Source organism: Haloarcula sp. R1-2, assembly GCF_011627385.1.
In the GTDB taxonomy this organism is placed as follows: domain Archaea; phylum Halobacteriota; class Halobacteria; order Halobacteriales; family Haloarculaceae; genus Haloarcula; species Haloarcula marismortui.
Genome location: NZ_JAANTG010000002.1, coordinates 388,983 through 407,150, shown reverse-complemented (window position 1 = coordinate 407,150; position 18,168 = coordinate 388,983). Strand labels below are relative to the sequence as shown.

The window sequence follows — 18,168 nt, the reverse complement described above, 5'->3', positions numbered from 1 at the left end:
ATAATCTACAGCAGTCCGCCTGCGCGGAGTTTCGACGGCTCTTTTATCGCCGGTCGCCGTGTGCCGGTATGCTCAATTTTGTCACAACCAATCCCGGGAAAGTCCGGGAGGCGACCGAGTATCTCGACGACGACGTCCAGCAGTTCGACTTCGACTACCCGGAGGTGCAAGCCGACGACCTGCGAACGGTCGCGGCCGAGGGAGCGCGAGCAGCCTACCGCGCGGCTGACGGGCCGGTCATCGTCGACGATGCGGGGCTGTTCATCGACGCCTTCGATGGGTTCCCCGGCCCCTACTCCTCGTACGTCGAGGACACCGTCGGCGTTGATCGCGTCTGGCGCATGACCGAGCCGGAGGACGACCGCGGTGCAGCGTTCAAAACGGTCATCGCCTACTGTGACGGCGAGGGCTTCGAGGCGACGCCGGACCCGGACGGTATCGACCGCGAGGACCGGCGTGGACAGGACCTGTCGGCTGACGACCGCGGCACGGCGACGACGGACGAGCAGGTCCACGACGGAAGCGCGGCCCAGAGCAGCGAGACAGTCCCGGTCAAACTGTTCGAGGGGCGCGTGAACGGCGAAATCGTCGCCCCGCGCGGCGAGGGCGGGTTCGGCTTCGACCCCATCTTCGAGCACGACGGAACGACGTTCGCGGAGATGAGCACCGAGCAGAAGAACGCGATCTCCCACCGCGGGCGGGCACTTGGGAAGTTCGCGGAGTGGTACGGTGAGCGGTAGCGAACCGTCCGTCGAGGGATGGGACCCATCCCTCGGAAGTTCCAGCGGCGAGGGACCGACGGCGCTGGAACCCGAAGCGACAACGGTCGCGGAGTGGTACGGTGAGCGGTAGCGACGTACCGGTCGTCGGGACCGGTGGCACCGCCTTGATAACCGGTGCGTCGGCGGGCATCGGTAGAGCGCTGGCACAGGAGTTCGCCGCACGCGGGCACGACGTGGTGCTGGTCGCCCGAAGCAAGGGGAAGCTGGAGCGGCTGGCCGAGGACCTCGAAACGAGGGGAGTCACGGCGACCTCTGTCGTGATGGACCTCGACCGCCCGGCGGCCGCTGAAGAGCTGTACGAGGAGGTGACCGAGCGCGGTCTGGACATCGACGTGCTCGTCAACAACGTCGGTGTGGGGACCTACGGCCCGTTCGCCGAAAGCGACCTCGACGCGGAGCGAACGCAGTTGCGCCTGAACGTCATGCTCCCGGTCGAACTGACCCGGCTGTTCATTGACGAGTTCGACGATGGCGGCGCGGTTATCAACATGGGTTCAGTCGCCGGGTTCCAGCCGGGGCCGAACCTCGCTGGCTACTACGCGAGCAAAGCGTACATCAACAGCTTCAGCGAAGCACTGGCCGAGGAATTACGGAAGACATCGGTCGACGTGACGGTGGTCTGTCCCGGCCCGGTCGACACGGAGTTTCAGGAACGAGCGGGAATGACGGACTCGGCGGTCGGGTCGGTCGCCACGAACACGCCCGATGCGGTCGCATCAGCGGCCTACAAGGGGGCCGCCGCTGGCGAGACTATCGTTATCCCGCGCCGGTCGATGCGGCTTATCGACCGATTGGTGAGGGTGACACCGCGCTGGGCCGTCCGGCGCGTTGCAGCGCTGGTCAATCAGGACCGGTAGAGAATCAGTTCCGAGACTGTCATTGGTTTCGCCGCCCATATCCACTCATGTCGATTTTTCATTGACTGATTCCTTTTCAATATCCGAGAATTGGACTCGAACCTTATTAAACACTGTAAGAAAAAGGTGCGTATGCTCACAGACCCCATCAGAAAATACAAAGCGGTGATACGTGGATCGCTTGATGTTTTTGGCGTCTCCGGTTCGGTCGAACGGAAGGTGCTCGCAGCCGTCGGTCTGCAGTTTGGCGCTTCGGTCGCGCTGGCAGTTGTCTCGCTTGTTGCCACCGGGACGGTCCGGTTCGTCGTCACTGGCGTGTTGCTCGCTGGCGCTATTGTCGCGTTCGCCAACACGGTGTTCATCACCCGCGAAGACTTCGTCGAACCCGTCACAGCGATGGCCGCGGGTGCGGACCACATCGCGTCCGGCGAACTCGATGTCGAACTGCCCGAGAGCGAGCGCGACGACGAGGTCGCCGAACTGCTCTCGTCGTTTCGGTCGATGCAGTCCTATCTGCTGACAGTGTCTCGGCAGGCCGACGCACTCTCTCGGCAGGAGTTCGACGCCGATGTTCTCGATGAGGACGTGCCTGGGACGTTCGGACAGTCACTGGAGCAGATGGCCGCCAGTATGGACGAGTACACCACCGAACTCCAGACGATGACCAGCGACCTCGAACGGCGCTCGCAGGCACTCAACGACCTTGTTGTCGCCTTCGGTGACGCTGCCGAACAGGCGAAAGACGGGGACCTGACAGCCACTATCGACGAGGAGTTCGAGGCCGACGACGAGCAGTTTGACGCCGTCGTCGAGAACTACAACGACCTCGTGACGACGCTGGGAGAGACGGTCGCAACCGTCGCCGCGTTCGCAGAGGACGTCGACGAGACGAGCGACCACGTCACTCGAAGCGTCACGGAGATCAACGACGCGAGTGACGAGATCTCCCGGTCGATTCAGGAGATTTCGGCTGGAGCCAGTCAGCAGGCGTCGCGCCACGACGACGTCGCGTCCGAGATGAACACGCTATCTGCCACCGTCGAAGAGATCGCCGCGACCGCCGAAAACGCGGCCGACACCGCCGAGAAGGCGACACGGCGAGGCCGAGAGGGGCGTGCAGACGCCGAGCAGGCGATCGACGAACTCGACGAAATGGAGGCTCGTATCGACGACATCGCCGTTGCGGTCGAGAGTCTGGTCGACCAGATCAGCGAAATCGACGACATCGTGGAGGTCATCACGGACATCGCCGAGCAGACCAACATGCTCGCACTGAACGCCTCGATCGAGGCGGCCCGTGCGGACGGAAGCGGCGACGGATTCGCTGTCGTTGCCGACGAGGTGAAGACACTCGCAGAGGAGACCCACGATGCCGCGACGGATGTGTCGGACCGCATCGAAGCGGTCCAGCACGAGGCCAGCGAAACCGTCAGCAACGTGGAAGCGACAAACCAGCAGGTGACAGACAGTGCCGCGACTATCGAGTCTGCGCTCCGGGACTTCGAGGATATCGTCGACGTGCTCGGCGAAGTCAACGCCTCGATTCAGGAGATATCGGGTGCCACCGCCGAGCAGGCAGAGACCACGCAGGAGGTCGTCGATATGGTTGACGAGGTCGCGGCGGTGAGCGAACAGACCAACGAGGAGTCCGAGGCTGTCGCCGCTGCCACCGAGGAGCAAACAGCGACGATTACCGAAGTGACCACCGAAGTACAGGAGATGGCGGCCCAGACCGATGACCTGCGTGAGGTGCTTGCGGCGTTCGATATCGCCGAGGGCGCTCGACCATCGAGGACAGTCTCGACAGCCACGGTAACGACGGCTGACGACTAAGCAGAGCTACTCGCTACGCGCGTGGATCCCGGTCTGGACCGGGATACTCGCCGTTCTCGACAACGGGGTACAGTGATTCTGGGTCGAACAGGCGAGCGAAAGCGTCCGGCGGTCTGACACTCAGCGACATATGACGGTTGAGCGACGCGCTGGTCTGTGCGCTACGCAGGTCGTCCGCATAGGAAAGCAAGTGCTGTGCGCCGCCCCGGTAGGCCGAGGCCAGCGCGGGATGGTCGCCGGCAGGGTGATCTACGATGTCACAGTCGGGCTCAATTCGCGCCCGCCAGTCAGCCGCCAGGGTGTCGTTGGCGAGGTCGGCGATGACGGCGCTGGCATCGTCTAACAGGTGGTCACTCGCAACAAGCGTGACCCATGAGTGCCGACGGAGATGGTCGATGGCAGCACGTGCATCGCTGTCTGGTCCACACAGCAGGTCGGCAGCGAGGACGTCGGCATCAGCGACGACACGCGCCGGCGACGGCTCACGCATCGCTGTCGTCCTCCACCCGATGTTCGTCAAGCGCTGCACAGACAGCGTCGACCGTAGTCTGGTGGTCCGCCGCACGTTCAAATAGCGTCGCCCAGGTCATAGCAGGAGGCAGTGGCTGAACGGGCAAAAAGCCGTGCCGTCTGTCATCCGTCTGTCGCCTGTCTGACGGGCATTTATGCCTACCGGTAGCATTCCACCCGGTACGGGCGCGCTTCCACGGCCCCAGTGGATGTCGGTGACACTGCGTGCCATCCTATCCTCCCCAGGCGCGCCCGGACACCGCGATCCTCCCTTTCATATTCTACTCCCCCCGGCTTTCGTCGAAGACAGCTGGTACCGTCAGTCTGAGAGAAACTGCGACAGAGCGGGCCGGACTTCCAGAATCTCAGGCGGACGCGTCGCCCCGGAGCGTCGCTCGAATGTCGTCCAGCCCGCCGGGATCAGCCATGATCGCGACACTGTCGCCGGGTTCGATTTCAGTCTGTGGGAGCGGAATCGTCATCGGTTCGTGGTCCGTCCCGTGTGCGTAGATGTGAGCATCGCCGGGAAGGTCCACCTCAACGACCCGCTTTCCGACGAACGGCGAGTCGTCGGGAATGCGGATACTCGCGACCGAAAGCTGTTCGGTCAGGTCGGCGAGGACGTTGAAGTCACCGCCCAGTAGTGCCGTCTTCGCACCAGCCGCGCCCAGTCGCTCGGGGTAGATTATCTCATCCACGTCAGCAGCGTACTTTTCGTAGATCTCCTCGCGGTAGTCGGCGTCGATCCGCAGGACCGTCCGACAGCCGAACTCTTTGCCGATCATGCAGGCGGTGAAGTTCGTGTTCAGGTCGCCCGTGAGACCGCCGATAGCGTCCGCACTTTCGATACCGGCATCGACGAGGACGCTTTCCTCGTTGCCGTCACCCTGGATCGTCTCGAACCCGGTTTCCGTGGCCCGTTCGACCTTCACAGGGTCGTTGTCGACGATAACGACTTCGTGCCCCTCGCTCTGTAGAATCCGTGCGGTCCGGATGCCGACGCGGCCATAGCCAACGATAACGAACTTCATGGACTACGGTACGACGGCCACCATTAAAAATGTGAACGGGTGACAGGGTGGCGCGGGTTAGCCTTCTGTCGTCGCGTTTTCTTCGGTCGCGTTGTCCGTTTCGTCAGTCTCGTTCACTGGCGGCTCCTCGGTTTCGTTTTCAGTCGGCTCCTCGGTTTCGTTCGCGGGTGGCTCCTCAGTTTCGTTCGCCGGCGGTTCTTCGGTCTCGTCCGCCGGCGGCTCTTCGGTCTCGTTCGCTGGCGGTTCTTCAGTTTCGTTCACTGGCGGCTCCTCAGTTTCGTTCACTGGCGGCTCTTCGGTCTCGTTCACTGGCGGCTCCTCAGTTTCGTTCACTGGCGGCTCCTCAGTCTCGTTCGCTGGCGGCTCTTCGGTCTCGTTCGCTGGCGGTTCTTCAGTCTCGTTCACTGGCGGCTCCTCGGTTTCGTTTTCAGTCGGCTCCTCGGTTTCGTTCGCGGGTGGCTCTTCGGTTTCGTTCGCGGGTGGCTCCTCGGTTTCGTTCGCGGGTGGCTCCTCAGTTTCGTTCGCCGGCGGTTCTTCGGTCTCGTTTTCGGTCGGCTCCTCGGTCTCGTCCGCTGGCGGCTCCTCGGTCTCGTTTTCGGTCGGCTCTTCAGGCGCATCGATAGCAGACTCGATGGTGATCTCGGCGAACGCACCGTCGTCGCGCGTGAAGACGCTGTGGGTGTACGTATCCGGCTCGATATCAGTCGTGTCGACGGTGAACGTCACGTCAGTAGATTCGTTCGCGTCGAGGGTCACGGACTCGGAGGCGAGCGGCTGGCCGCCAAGCCGGAACTCGACGGTTTGTGTCGTGTTGAAGTCGTTTGGGTTGGCGACGGTTGCGTCAGCGGTGACGTTATCGCCGGCGGTGGCGTTTGTCGGCGCGTCAAGTGTCTCCAGCGTAAACGAGTCGGAGACGGTAACAGGGGCGACCTGCCCGTCGTCGCTGGTGAAGACACCGTGGCGGTAGTCACCGGGTTCGATGTCTGTCGTGTCCGCGGAGAACTGGACAGTCGTGCTCTCGTTAGGCGCAAGCGTGACCAGCGTCCGGTCGACGACAGCCCCGTCGGACCGGAACGCCACGGATTCAGTCACCGAGGCGTTCTCGTTGTTCGTGACCGTCGCGGCCACATCAGCAGTCGAGTTCGGGGCGACGCTCTGCGGTGCGGTCAGAGAGTCGACAGCGACCCCTGTGTTCCCAGATTGTTCTAACGGCGATTCCTGTTGCGCTGTCACGCCCGGTACAGCCCCAACCTGTGCGGTGAGGCCGACGACGACGAGCAACGCAGCGAAAACGGCAAGTGTGCGAGTGCGTATCATGATTCGGTTCTGCGGTGATCGGAAGGCAATGCGAACGTTGCAACGAATGAGTAACAGATAAACTGGCGAGACAGTTCAACAGAACATAATAGCCTGCTAAGCCGTTCCCCTGTTACATCCGGATCGGTAACGTAAGGATGCCCGACACTTACCCAGTGGTAAATTGTTTTGCTGGTGATTAAACTCTCGGCAGAGAAGGGCGCTAGACGGCCAGAGACGGCGGAAAGCAGCCGTTATTGCGATCAGTACGAATAGTTAGGTCACCGCTGGACACACAAACACCCGTCCCAGCGACCCGACCGCACCAGACCATGAGTGCTACCACACCGTGGCGCCGTCCTTTCGACACCGGTTTACCCGTCGACAGTAGAGGATGCGATGACTATGCGCGTGACGTTTCTCGGGACGAGTGGGGCCGTGCCGACGACCCAGCGCAACACGAGCAGCATCTTCGTCAACCGCGACGGCGACTACCTCCTCTTCGATTGCGGCGAGGGCACACAGCGACAGATGATGCGCTACGGCACTGGCTTCGCTATCGACCACCTGTTCGTCACGCATCTCCACGGCGACCACGTCCTCGGGATTCCGGGGCTGCTCCAGACGTGGGATTTCAACGAACGGGAGCGCGCCATCGCCATCCACACGCCGGCGGGCACACGCGGGAACATCAAACAGCTCATCCAGGCCAACGGGACGACCCCCTCGTTTCCCGTCCGCATCAACGAAGTGTCGGCCGGCGACGTAGTCCTCGACCGGTCGGAGTACGAGATTCGGGCAATCGAGACAGTCCACCGCTGTGCTAGCGTCGGATACGTCCTCGATGAGGACGACCGGAAGGGGAAGTTCGACCGGGAGAAAGCCGAAGAGGAGTTCGGTATCCCGCCAGGGCCGAAGTACTCCAAGCTCCACCGCGGTGAGGCCGTCGAACACGAGGGTGAGACTATCCAGCCGGAGGCCGTCGTCGGTCCAGCCCGTCCCGGCCGGCGATTCGTCTACACCGGCGACACGCTGCCGACAGAGAGCGTCATCGAAGCGAGCGAGGACGCAGACCTCCTCGTCCACGACGCTACCTTCGCCGAGGACCGGAAAGAGCGAGCGAAGGCGACGGCGCACTCAACCGCCCGGGAAGCCGCCGACGTGGCGCGACAGGCCGGCGCGTCGACGCTGGCGCTGACCCATATTTCGACACGCTACGCCGCGAGTGCCGACGAGCTAGTCGATGAAGCCCGCGACGCGTTCGACGGCGAAGTCGTGCTCGCCGAAGACGGGATGGAGCGCCGTGTCGAGTTCCCGGACGCAGACGAGTACTGATGAGATAGTGCAGCATTTATTCCTCGAAGCGATAACGAAGCCATGACACACAGATTAGTCCACGTCGGTCTGGGGGGCCAGGGGTCCACCTGGGCGACAGACGCGATTCCGCCAAACATTCACGACGACCGAATCGAGGTCGTCGCCGCGGTCGACACCGACCCGGAACGACACGAGCTGGCAGAGCAAGAACTCGGACTGTCACCCGAGGAGTGCTACACCGACCTCGAAACCGCGCTCTCGGAGCGGCCGGCCGACATCTGTTCTATCGTGACACCGCCGTCGACCCACGAGGCCGTGGTGGAGACGGCACTCGCCCACGACCTGCATATCATCTCGGAGAAGCCGATTGCCGACACGCTGGAGGCGTCGGTCCGCGTGGCCGAGAAGGTCGAGGAGGCCGGCAAGAAGATGGGCGTCACCATGAGCCACCGGTTCGACCGGGACAAGACGACGTTCCGCCGGGCCGTTGAGGAAGCCGGCGACATCGATTATCTGACGGCCCGGTACACGGGCAACGTCCGCGAACGCGGCTTCTACGCCGACTACGTCTACGAGATGGACAACATGCTCCTGCTCGACGGCGCAATCCACCACCTCGACATCCTCGCGTCGCTGGCCGATTCACCCTGCGAGCGGGTGTACGCCGAGACGTGGACGCCCGAGGAGGCCGACTACGACGGAGACTGCAGCGGCCTCGTGACGCTGCATTTCGCCGACGGGACCCGTGCACAGTACGAGGGCAGTTACGCCAACGCGACGACGCTGAACGGCTGGGGGCACGAGCAGTTCCGCGCCGAATGTTCGGACCAGACGGTCCTCCTCGACCGCCGCGATGTCGAGCGGTTCCACGCCGACGCGTACGACACCGGGAACTTCGAGAGCATCGGCAAGGGCGACGGCGAGGCGGTGCCGCTGGCCGAACGGCCCCACTGGAAGAACGCCTGGCTCATCGAGCAGTTCTGTGACTGGGTCGATGGCGGCGAGCCGATGCCGACGAACGTCGGCAGCGTCCTCCAGTCGATGGCTATCGTCTTCGCCGCCATCGAGAGCAGCGCGACCGGCGAGGCCGTCGACGTGCAGGCGCTGCTCGACGACGCCCGCTCGAACGCCTGAGACGCCCGTCTACCGGCGCTCTTAGGCCGATTCGCCCCTGAAGATGTCGCCACGGGGTTCGTACTCCATCTCTTCACAGACAGCGGCGGCCACGTCCGCGCCCCACTCGCGCTCGACGAGGTGGACAGCGAGGTCCAGCCCGGACGTGACGCCGCCACAGGTCAGAACGTCGTCGTCGTCGACGACCCGGGCGTCGACAACCGTCGCGTCGGTCGCCCGCAGGTCCTCGATTGCGCCGCCATGTGTCACCGCTGGCCGGCCATCGAGCAGGCCGGCCCGGGAGAGGACCATCCCGCCGGTACAGACGCCGGCAACAGTCGCGCCGCGGTTGTGTGCCGCCGCGACGGCGTCGGGCAGGTCGCCGCGTTCGGTCTCCGTCCAGACGCCGGCCTCACTCCGGTCGTTCCACCCGCCGCCGGCCACGACGAGCAGGTCCGGGGCCACGTCGGCGAGCGGCCCGTCAGGTTCGATTCGGAGCCCATGGCTCGCAGTGACGATGTCACTCTCTCGGGCTGAACGGAGCGTCACATCCCACGACGCGCCAAAGCGCGCCGCGTTCTCGAACACCTCGTAGGGGCCGATGGCATCCAGTTCGTCGAACCCGTCGAAACAGGCGATTGCAACAGTGTCCATGCCCTCGATACGGCTGACGGCGAGAAATAGCCCGGTGGCTTCAAGCGACTCGGTACCATCCGACAGGCATCCGGAGTGTTCTTTGGGAGCGACGCCGAGCGAATAGGTATGTCCCACCCGTTTCACATCGTCGACGTATTCGCACAGGAGCGATACGCCGGGAACCAGCTCGCCGTCGTGACCGATGCCGGCGACCTCCACGAGGACGAAATGCAGGCCATCGCCGCCGAGATGGATTACTCCGAGACGACGTTCGTCACCGGGGAGCCGACCGATGGTGCGTGGCCGGTCCGCATCTTCACGCCCGCCGCCGAGATACCCTTCGCCGGCCATCCAACCCTCGGGACGGTACAGGTCATCCGGGATCATCTGGCCGACGGGAACCCCGAAACGGTGACGCTGGACTTGCCTGTCGGCGAGGTTCCGGTCGAAGTGCGAGAGCGCGACGGCCGCGAGACCCTGTGGATGACACAGCAGGCCCCCGAGTTCGGCGAGCAGTTGGCCCACGAGGACCTCGCCGCCGTTCTCGGCCTGCCGGCTGACCGACTGGACCACGACTGGCCGGTCGAAATCGTCTCCACGGGGCTGGCGACGATTGTCGTCCCGGTGGCCGACCGCGACGCGCTGGAAGCCATCGACCTGGACCGCGACGCCTACGACGCCGTGACCGGCGACCGCGACGCAAAGAACGTTCTGGCGGTCTGCCGAGAGCCGCGGAGCGACGACAACGACCTCGCTGTCCGCGTGTTCGCACCGTTCTACAACGTACTGGAGGACCCCGCGACTGGCTCCTCGAACGGCTGTCTGGCCGCGTATCTCGCCCGACACGAGATGCTCGGCAGCCCTGCCGTCGAGGCCCGTGTCGAGCAGGGCTACGAGATAGGGCGACCGTCGCTGTTGCATCTCTCGACTGACGGCAGCGGCGAGGATATCAGCGTCCGAGTCGGCGGCAGCGTCGTCGCCGTCGCTCGCGGCGACCTGCTCTAAGTGGCCGTGACAGCCGGGTTTCCGGCACACTCATTTCGCCCCGTCCACAACGCCGCGGCATGGACCTCGCACACACCGCTATCTGCGTCTCAGACCTCGACCGGGCAATGGAGTTCTACGATGCACTGGGCTTCGAGGAGACGAATCGGTTCACGCTAGACGGCGTGGAGAACGTCTATCTCGGCCGGGACGGCGACGGAGACTTGCAACTGCGCCACGACCCCGACCGAACCACCCCGGTCGCGCCGAACCGCGCCGACGTGGACCACATCGCGTTCACCGTCGACGATGTTGCGGAAACCTTCGAGACGGCCATCGACGCCGGCGCTGCGCCGGTGCTCGAACCGACTGAAGTCGACGCCGCCGACGCTTTCGCCGCCTTCGTCGAGGACCCCGAGGGGTACACGCTGGAGTTCTACCACTGGCTCTGAGTAGCGGCGTCCGTACGAACGAGCGGGTGATAGTCACCCGAACAGCGAGCGAGCGCGACTGCGCCACAGCGTTGCCGCCCGGACGGCGACGAGTCGAGCCGATGTGGACACGGCAACGAGGAAGCCGCCGAAACCGACGAGACACGTCACGGCGGCCACGCTGGCAACGACAATCGGGGAGAGGCCGGCACGCGAAAGCCCCGCAACGGCGCCGGTCGTGAGTACAAACGAGACGCCGAGGCCGACGGTGAGGGCTGTTGCTACCTTGGGTTCGATCGGAATCCGTCCAAAGACAGACCGGGAGTAATAAACGACGTACCCGAAGATGACTAAATTCATCACGGCGTATCCGGCGGCCCCGGCGACGGCTCCGAACTCCGCACCGAATATCGCTGGGACTGGAACGCTGAACACCAGTCCGTAAAGCTTCGTGCGGAAGCTCACGCTCGGTTTCCCGACACCCTCGATGGCGTGTGAGGTGAGCGTCCAGAAGCCGCGGAGAATGTTCACGCCCCCGACAAGCAAAACTGTCGCCGAGAAGACGGTCTCCGAACCGGCGAAGGCGATTCGCGCAACCACATCGTGGGCGGCCAGCAAGTAGCCGAAAACGACGAAAGTGACACCCGTGCCGCCGGTGACCGCGCCGTCGAGATAGGCGAGGTGCGTGTCGCCAACAGAGGAGTCCCCGCTGACCTTCGTGAGCAGCGGGGAGGAGAGATGCCAGGAAATCGTCGCGCCGAAGTCAGCAAACCGGTCGGCGGCCTCGTAGATACCGACGGCCGCCGGGGTCGCGACGACACCCAGCACGTACACCGGCATATTGTACGATAGGCGGTCGAAAATCTGGTCCGGGATGCTCCACCTGGCGAAGTCCCAGGCGCGCTCGACAGCATGTCGGTCCGGTAGGGTCGGGACGACACCCAGTGCGACAGCGACAGGACCGAGCACCGCCAGCCGGACTCCGGCGACGACAAGCAGCAAGTCGACGGCGGTCGCCAGTGTCGGGGCCAGCGCCAGCAGGATGATGAGCTGGATAGCGCTCTGCGTACTGGTGAGCCATGTCTCCACGCTCGGGTAGCCGATGGCACCGACCAGGCTCGACACAATCATCGACAGCGCGACCGAAACCGCAAACAGGCCGATGGGGGCGAGCAGCCCCGGCGAAACCACCGTATTGCGGACGATTACGCCGGCCAGCGCGGCCACGATTACACCGACGATGAGGAGATATCCGAGGGCAAACAGCGCGGCGAGGCCGAGATACGGGCCGACGAGTTCGCCCCGTTCGCTGCCGACCTTCTTCAGCGCCTGGCTGATACCCCGAATCGGACGCAGGACCAGCGAGACAGAGAGGGCGATAAAAAAATACGTCCCGGTCGCTGCAGGCGACGTGACGAACGCGTAGACGATGCCGCTGAGAACGAACAGCGTCGTTGATACCAGTGCCCCACTGGTTGTCCGAATCGAGGAATCCAGCAGGTCTATCTCGTCACCGTCGCGCTGTTCGACCATCGAGCAAGTATCAGTACTGGGGGCGGGAAAACGGTGCGGTGGTTCGATGGCGAGAGACACACCAATGTGCCAGAAGCGGGCGCTCCTCACTCGCAGTCAGTCACAGAAGACGCCCGCTCACGGCTCACTTCGTTCACCGTTCACCTTTTCCGAGGTTCTCACTTCGTTCGAACCTCGCCACGCCAGAACTGGGATTTGAACCCAGAATCCCAAATGGGAACACGCTTTCCAGGCGTGCGCCTTACCAGATTCGGCCATTCTGGCACGTACTTCGAGAGTGTGAGGGCGGGCGATTAAGGGCTTTCGTTTCCGAACAGCCGCGGTTGCATGCGGTATGAGGTGAGCGTCGCCCCAACACCGACAGCTACGGCGACACCAGCTTTGGCCGGTATCGACACCGGTACCCCGGCCAGCAGTTCGTAGCCCTGAATGAGAACCAGAAACGCGAGGCCCCCGACGACGCCCCACAGGAGACTGGCCTTCGTTCGCGGGTCCATCAGCGCCCTCCGCTCCGTGCTGTTGTGTCGGCAGGTACTGTACGTGCAGGCCATCCCATACACGAAACGGTGGTCGCTGTGGCTAAAACATCGCCGGAATCAGAGCAGGAACGTGACGAGCGCCAGCACGAGGAAGATGACGATGAGGAACTTCGCGACGCGGAAGCTCAGCCCGGCGATGCCACGGAACCCGGCAATCCCAGCGACGACGGCGAGAATCACCAAGACGACCGCGTAGTACAACAGCCCGCCACCGGACTGCAGCGGCACGGTCACAGTCGATGGCGCAGCGAACGGGAGCGCTACCATCCATACCACCGGTTACGGGGATGTCGGGAAAGCTGGAGCGCAGTACTAGTGTGCAGCGATGCCAGGGATGACATACACACCTGTTCTGGCCGTTGCAGCGCCAGTGTTGTGCTTGCGAGGGCGGGGCAGTGTGTAGTGGAACCGGTCGGAAGCGGTCCCGCTGGGTCACTATGGCGCGGGAACTGATACGTCAGGTTCTATTGGCCCAACAGAGCTTTCATATGCAGGCCATCTGGTGCATCGAGCGGAACAGTCAGACGAGCACGTCGACCTCATACCCCTCGTCGGTGAGCGCGTCGATGAGTTCGGCGACGTGGTCGTGGCCGCGGGTCTCCAGGTCCAGTTCGACCTCGGCCGAGCTCATCGCCACGTCGCGACTGGTCCGGTCGTGCTCGATGCCGTAGATGTTGACCTGCTCGCGTGACAGGACCTCGACGAGCTCTTCCAGCGCGCCGGGCCGATCCTGAAGGACGGTCCGGATTTTGAGATACCGGCCAGTCTCAACGAGGCCGCGCATGATGACGTTGGTCAGGGTGTTCAGGTCGATGTTCCCGCCACACAGCGCGGGAACGATCGTCTCGTCGTCCTCGAAGTCGAACTTCTCTTCCATGACGGCAGCCAGCGCGACGGCACCCGCGCCCTCGGCAAGCGTTTTCGAGCGCTCTAACAGTGTCGTCAGCGCGACTGCGATTTCCGAGTCCGACACCGTCACGACCTCGTCGACGCGGTCGCTGATGACCTCGAACGTCTGCTCGCCGACAGTGCGGGTGGCGATACCGTCGGCGATAGTTTCGACGCTGTCACGCTCGATGCGGTGGCCCTTCTCCAGGGATTCGGCCACGCTGGACGCTCCCTCGGCCTGCACGCCGATGACGCGGATACGTTCGTCCTTGCCTTTGAGCGCCGTGGCGATGCCACTAATAAGTCCGCCGCCGCCGATGGGAACGACGACCGTATCAACGCCGGGGAGGTCCTCGTAGATCTCCAGTCCGATGGTCCCCTGCCCTGCCATCACTTTCTCGTCGTCGAAGGCATGGACGTATGTCCGGCCCTCCTCGCGTTCGAGTTCGTGGGCGTGTTCGGCGGCCGCGTCGTAGTCCCGACCGTGAAGGACCACGTTACCGCCGTAGCTCCGGGTGGCCTTCACTTTCGATACCGGGGCCCGCTCCGGCATCACAATCTTCGAGTCGACGCCGATTCGCGTGGCGGCCAGCGCGACCCCCTGAGCGTGGTTGCCGGCGCTCGCTGTGACGACGCCAGCCTCTCGTTCAGCATCTGAAAGCGACGCGATACGGTTGGTCGCACCCCGTATCTTGAACGACCCCGTACGCTGGAACAGTTCGAGTTTGAGATGGATATCCGCGCCCGTCATCGCCGAAAACGTGTGCGAGTAATCAAGCGGTGTGTGTCTGGCCGTCTCGGAGACGGTGTCCTGTGCCGCGAGGACATCCTCAAATGAGAGCATGGGAGTGGCTATTCACCGGACCATGTTATACTGTGGGCCGACTATGCGGTCGCGACGGCTGGGACAGTCGCAACTACCCGGGTAGTGTCCTGAAACGGAAAGGGGGAGCGTGTGACTGCACGCGGAAGAACGAACGCGATTGACTTAAATCCCGTCGTAGCGCGGTGAAAGTGAAAGTTCAAGACAGCAGTCGGATACAGTTGCACACCGCTACTGCTCGTCCCATGAGGTGGAGTTCGCTAGCCGGACAGAACTGTTTTACACTCGGTATCCCAGAAAGTAGTAGATGGATACCTGGCTGCGACGGACGCTGCTGTATATCGTCGCGCTTGGCGGCATCATTCTGGGGTATGCGTTCGCATACGACTACGGAATGGCAGTGTTCGAAAACAACCCGCAACCGTTCCTGCGGTCGCTTCGTGTCGTGGTCGAAACGTTCACTACGACCGGGTACGGCTCGGACGCGCCGTGGAGCACCACGGAGATGCGGCTGCTCGTCATCGTGATGGACATCACCGGCGTCGTGCTCATCTTTCTCGCGTTGCCGGTGTTGCTGTTTCCGCTGTTCGAAGAGGCGATGGCGACGAAGGCCCCGAACACCGTCGAAAACGGCCTCAGCGACCACGTCGTCATCTGTCAGTTCTCCCCCCGCGGTGAGACGCTCGTCACCGAACTCGACACCTGGGACGTTGATTACGTCATCGTCGAACCGGACCGGGACCTGGCCAACGACCTCTATGAAGACGGGTACTACGTCATCCACGCCGACCCACAGTCCGTCGATGGACTCGAACGAGCCCATCTGTCGTCCGCTCGCGCACTCGTCGCTGACGCCTCCGACCAGGTGAACACCAGCATCATCCTCACCGCCCGCGAGGTCGACGAGTCCGTTCAGACTATCAGCGTCGTCAAGGAGCCCGACCGCGCGAAGTATCACGACCTCGCCGGCGCCGACGCCGTCCTGTCGCCGCGTGGACTGCTCGGTGAGAGCCTCGCGAGCAAGGTCACGACCGGCGTCTCGACGACGCTCGGGGACTCAATAGAAATCGGCGAGGACTTCGACATCGCCGAACTGCCGATCCACCGCGGAAGCGACCTCGTCGGAACGACGCTGGCCGACAGCGGCATCCGCGAGCAGACCGGTGTCAACGTCATCGGCGCGTGGTTCCGCGGCCAGTTCGTGAGTCCACCCGACCCCGACGCTGAACTCGACGGCAGTACGGTCCTACTGGTGTCGGGGACCGAGTCCCAACTGGAGCAGCTCAAGCAGATGACCCTCTCCAGCGTGCGTGGCTTCCGCCGCGGGGAAACGGTTATCATCGGTGCTGGTGAGGTCGGCCAGACGATTACGTCGGCGCTTACGAACGCCGGAGTGCCGCATACGGTGCTCGATCAGGCTGACGAGCCGGGGGTCGACGTTGTCGGCGACGCCACAGATCCCGAAGAGCTACGTCACGCTGGTGTCGGCACAGCCAGGACGGTTATTCTCGCCCTGTCAGCGGACACCGATACCGAGTTCGCGACGCTTGTTATCCGTGATCTCAACCCGGACGTCGAAATCATCGCCCGCGCCGAGGAAAGCGAGAACGTCCAGAAGATGTACCGGGCAGGCGCTGACTACGTCCTCGCGCTGTCGACAGTCAGTGGCCGGATGCTCGCCTCCACAATTCTCGAAGACGAGGACGTTATCTCGATGGACCAGCAAGTCGAAGTCATCCGCGTCGCCGCTAACGGCCTCGGAAATACGACGATCGGCGAGGCCGATGTCCGCTCACGGACGGGCTGTACGGTCGTCGCCATCGAGCGCAACGGCGCTGTCATCACCGACCTCAGTCCTGGCGTGACTATTGAACCGACTGATAAGCTCGTCATCGCCGGCACCGACGACGGCGTGACGCGGTTCAAGTCAGTGTTTGGCTAGCCACCTTTTTCGGCCTCGGGTGCGCTTCGCGCACCCCTCGGCGCAAAAACGTGGTCTTGTTGAGCGGAGCAAAGCAAGGCTCGAAAGACGAGCCTGGCGAGTCTTTCGGTGGCGAAAAAGGCCGAACGCTCGCTACGCTCGCGTTCGGTGAACCGCTCACTCCGTTCGCGGACAGTCACTACGCGTCCGTTACCACAACGTTCGATATTGGAGAGACTCGACAGGAGATGCAGCTTGTGCTGATTCCGGGAACCGGCGGCGTCGCCGCCGGATACTGGCCGCCCTGCCCTTCCCCGGTTCGCGCGATGAAACGCGCTCACGGCCATCAGTAATCCACTCTTCAGACGAACAGTAACGGTAGCGGGCCTATCGCTCGTCCAGCGGCACGAACTCCGTCTCGTCGGTGTTCTTGCCGACGTAGCGGGCACGCGGGCGGATCAGGCGGTTGTCCTCGATGTACTCGAAGACGTGGGCGACCCAGCCGCCGACGCGGGACATTGCGAAGATGGGGGTGTAGATGTCGATGGGGATACCCATCTGGTAGTAGGTCGACGCCGAGTAGAAGTCGACGTTCGGGGCCAGTCCCTTCTCTTCCATGAGGTAGTCCTCGATGGTGGTCGACATCTCGTACCACTTGAGCGTCCCGGCGGCCTCGCCGAGTTCCTTCGACCGCTCGCCGAGGATATTCGCGCGCGGGTCCTTGACGTTGTAGACGCGGTGGCCGAAGCCGGAGACGCGGCGGCCCTCGTCGAGGGCGTTCTTGACCCAGTCGAGCGGGTCGGATTCGGCGTCGTCAACCTCCTTTAGCATCTCCATCACGTCCTGATTCGCCCCGCCGTGGAGCGGTCCCTTCAGCGTCCCGATAGCGGAGGTGACCGCACTGTGAACGTCCGACAGCGTCGACGCCGTCGTGATAGCCGAGAACGTCGAAGCGTTGAGGCCGTGGTCGGCGTGGAGCACGAGCGCCTGGTCGAACACGTCGGCGAGCACGTCGTCTGGCTCCTCACCATTGAGCATGTAGAGGAAATTCGCCGCGTGGTCGAGGCCGTCGTGGGGCTCGACAGGCTCCTTGCCGTCGCGGATGCGGGTGAATGCCGCGATGATCGTCGGGATTTTGGCCGTGATCCGTCGCCCAGTTTCGAGATTGACCATCTCGTCGGTCGGTTCGGCGTCCTCGGGCGCAGGGTCGAACGCAGAGAGCATCGACACCGCAGTCCGGAGCGCTGCCATCGGGTTCTCGTCTGCTTCGGCGAGCTGTCGCACAGTCGAGATGACGTCGTCGTCCACACCGCGTGCGTCCACCATCGCCTGCTTGAACTCGGAGAGTTCGTCCCGGTTCGGCAGGTGGCCGTGCCAGAGCAGGTACAGCACCTCTTCATAGCTGGCACCCTTCGCGAGGTCCTCGATGGTGTACCCCCGATACACGAGTTTGCCAGCGTCGCCGTCGATAACGCTGAGTTCGGACTCGGCGACGATGACACCCTCGAGTCCCTTCTTGAGGTCGTCGGACATACGCAATCAGTTCCCTACCTTCCGGGAAAAACATTTTCTTTCTGAGCGTGTGTGGCACAATGTCAGAGAACAGTTATTGGACGACTGTCCAGCAGCTTCCCGTCAAATCCGGGGCGGTGTTCCAACACATCACCCATAGTA

General features: G+C 63.4%; 19 protein-coding genes and 1 tRNA gene. 10 read left to right on the top strand and 10 right to left on the bottom strand.

Translation table 11 applies throughout. From position 1 onward, the window contains the following. Positions 1-68 precede the first annotated feature (68 nt). The 4 genes from G9C82_RS10170 to G9C82_RS10160 all read left to right on the top strand — a co-directional run bounded on the left by G9C82_RS10170 (position 69) and on the right by G9C82_RS10160 (position 3,472). Entirely contained in the window at positions 69-740 is a 672-nt protein-coding gene (locus tag G9C82_RS10170; RefSeq protein ID WP_127014034.1) for a non-canonical purine NTP pyrophosphatase, read from the top strand. After that, on the top strand, positions 730-852 hold the full coding sequence (locus tag G9C82_RS20900) for a hypothetical protein (RefSeq protein WP_269764278.1): 123 nt from the start codon (positions 730-732) through the stop codon (positions 850-852). Before G9C82_RS10170 ends, G9C82_RS20900 begins: the two co-directional genes overlap by 11 nt. Then, complete coding sequence (locus G9C82_RS10165; RefSeq protein ID WP_127014033.1) at positions 842-1,639, top strand: SDR family oxidoreductase; 798 nt, start codon at positions 842-844, stop codon at positions 1,637-1,639. The genes G9C82_RS20900 and G9C82_RS10165 overlap by 11 nt, the downstream gene beginning before the upstream one ends. A gap of 132 nt (positions 1,640-1,771) precedes the next feature. Next, positions 1,772-3,472, top strand: a complete 1,701-nt coding sequence (locus G9C82_RS10160) for a methyl-accepting chemotaxis protein (protein ID WP_127014032.1) — start codon at positions 1,772-1,774, stop codon at positions 3,470-3,472. Between the two features lie 13 nt (positions 3,473-3,485). Here the strand turns inward: G9C82_RS10160 and G9C82_RS10155 are convergent, their stop codons facing one another. The 3 genes from G9C82_RS10155 to G9C82_RS10145 form a co-directional block, all read right to left on the bottom strand. After that, a complete protein-coding gene (locus G9C82_RS10155) occupies positions 3,486-3,962 on the bottom strand; it encodes a PIN domain-containing protein (protein WP_004959402.1) in 477 nt (158 codons plus the stop codon). Between the two features lie 385 nt (positions 3,963-4,347). Then, entirely contained in the window at positions 4,348-5,013 is a 666-nt protein-coding gene (locus G9C82_RS10150; RefSeq protein ID WP_127014031.1) for a TrkA family potassium uptake protein, read from the bottom strand. A 57-nt stretch (positions 5,014-5,070) separates the two neighbouring features. Continuing rightward, positions 5,071-6,330: a hypothetical protein gene (locus G9C82_RS10145; RefSeq protein WP_127014030.1), complete on the bottom strand. Its 1,260-nt coding sequence runs from the start codon at positions 6,328-6,330 to the stop codon at positions 5,071-5,073. A gap of 378 nt (positions 6,331-6,708) precedes the next feature. On the opposite strand from G9C82_RS10145, the gene rnz reads away from it, so the two are divergent. Next, a complete protein-coding gene (rnz, locus tag G9C82_RS10140; protein WP_127014029.1) occupies positions 6,709-7,644 on the top strand; it encodes a ribonuclease Z in 936 nt (311 codons plus the stop codon). 42 nt (positions 7,645-7,686) lie between these two features. Beyond that, complete coding sequence (locus G9C82_RS10135) at positions 7,687-8,760, top strand: Gfo/Idh/MocA family protein (RefSeq protein WP_127014028.1); 1,074 nt, start codon at positions 7,687-7,689, stop codon at positions 8,758-8,760. Positions 8,761-8,781: 21 nt separating this feature from the next. Here G9C82_RS10135 and G9C82_RS10130 read toward each other — a convergent pair whose 3' ends face one another. Further along, positions 8,782-9,510 carry a DJ-1/PfpI family protein gene (locus tag G9C82_RS10130; RefSeq protein ID WP_127014027.1) on the bottom strand — a complete coding sequence of 243 codons (729 nt, stop codon included), beginning with the start codon at positions 9,508-9,510 and terminating at the stop codon, positions 8,782-8,784. Between G9C82_RS10130 and G9C82_RS10125 the strand changes: the two genes are divergently transcribed. Both G9C82_RS10125 and G9C82_RS10120 read left to right on the top strand, forming a co-directional pair. Then, a complete protein-coding gene (locus G9C82_RS10125; RefSeq protein WP_127014026.1) occupies positions 9,502-10,380 on the top strand; it encodes a PhzF family phenazine biosynthesis protein in 879 nt (292 codons plus the stop codon). The genes G9C82_RS10130 and G9C82_RS10125 overlap by 9 nt on opposite strands. 59 nt (positions 10,381-10,439) lie before the next feature. Next, entirely contained in the window at positions 10,440-10,811 is a 372-nt protein-coding gene (locus G9C82_RS10120) for a VOC family protein (protein ID WP_004959424.1), read from the top strand. 33 nt (positions 10,812-10,844) lie between these two features. Here G9C82_RS10120 and G9C82_RS10115 read toward each other — a convergent pair whose 3' ends face one another. From G9C82_RS10115 to ilvA, 5 genes are all read right to left on the bottom strand, one after another. Then, positions 10,845-12,323 carry a transporter gene (locus G9C82_RS10115; protein WP_127014025.1) on the bottom strand — a complete coding sequence of 493 codons (1,479 nt, stop codon included), beginning with the start codon at positions 12,321-12,323 and terminating at the stop codon, positions 10,845-10,847. Positions 12,324-12,503: 180 nt separating this feature from the next. After that, positions 12,504-12,587 (bottom strand) — tRNA-Ser (locus G9C82_RS10110). Positions 12,588-12,616: 29 nt separating this feature from the next. Next, positions 12,617-12,820 (bottom strand): hypothetical protein, encoded by a 204-nt coding sequence (locus G9C82_RS10105; protein WP_004959429.1) that lies wholly within the window; start codon positions 12,818-12,820, stop codon positions 12,617-12,619. A gap of 99 nt (positions 12,821-12,919) precedes the next feature. Continuing rightward, the gene (locus G9C82_RS10100) at positions 12,920-13,129 is read right to left on the bottom strand and encodes a DUF1328 family protein (RefSeq protein WP_011224268.1); all 210 of its coding nucleotides are present in this window, start codon (positions 13,127-13,129) and stop codon (positions 12,920-12,922) included. A 253-nt stretch (positions 13,130-13,382) separates the two neighbouring features. After that, entirely contained in the window at positions 13,383-14,594 is a 1,212-nt protein-coding gene (gene ilvA / locus G9C82_RS10095) for a threonine ammonia-lyase (protein WP_007189455.1), read from the bottom strand. Positions 14,595-14,880: 286 nt separating this feature from the next. On the opposite strand from ilvA, the gene G9C82_RS10090 reads away from it, so the two are divergent. Next, positions 14,881-16,515, top strand: coding sequence for a TrkA family potassium uptake protein (locus G9C82_RS10090; RefSeq protein WP_007189456.1), 1,635 nt, complete (start codon positions 14,881-14,883; stop codon positions 16,513-16,515). A 59-nt stretch (positions 16,516-16,574) separates the two neighbouring features. After that, positions 16,575-16,847, top strand: a complete 273-nt coding sequence (locus G9C82_RS10085) for a hypothetical protein (protein ID WP_127014024.1) — start codon at positions 16,575-16,577, stop codon at positions 16,845-16,847. A gap of 34 nt (positions 16,848-16,881) precedes the next feature. On the opposite strand, the gene citZ is transcribed toward G9C82_RS10085, so the two are convergent. After that, a complete protein-coding gene (gene citZ / locus G9C82_RS10080; protein ID WP_127014023.1) occupies positions 16,882-18,027 on the bottom strand; it encodes a citrate synthase in 1,146 nt (381 codons plus the stop codon). Positions 18,028-18,168: the final 141 nt, after the last annotated feature.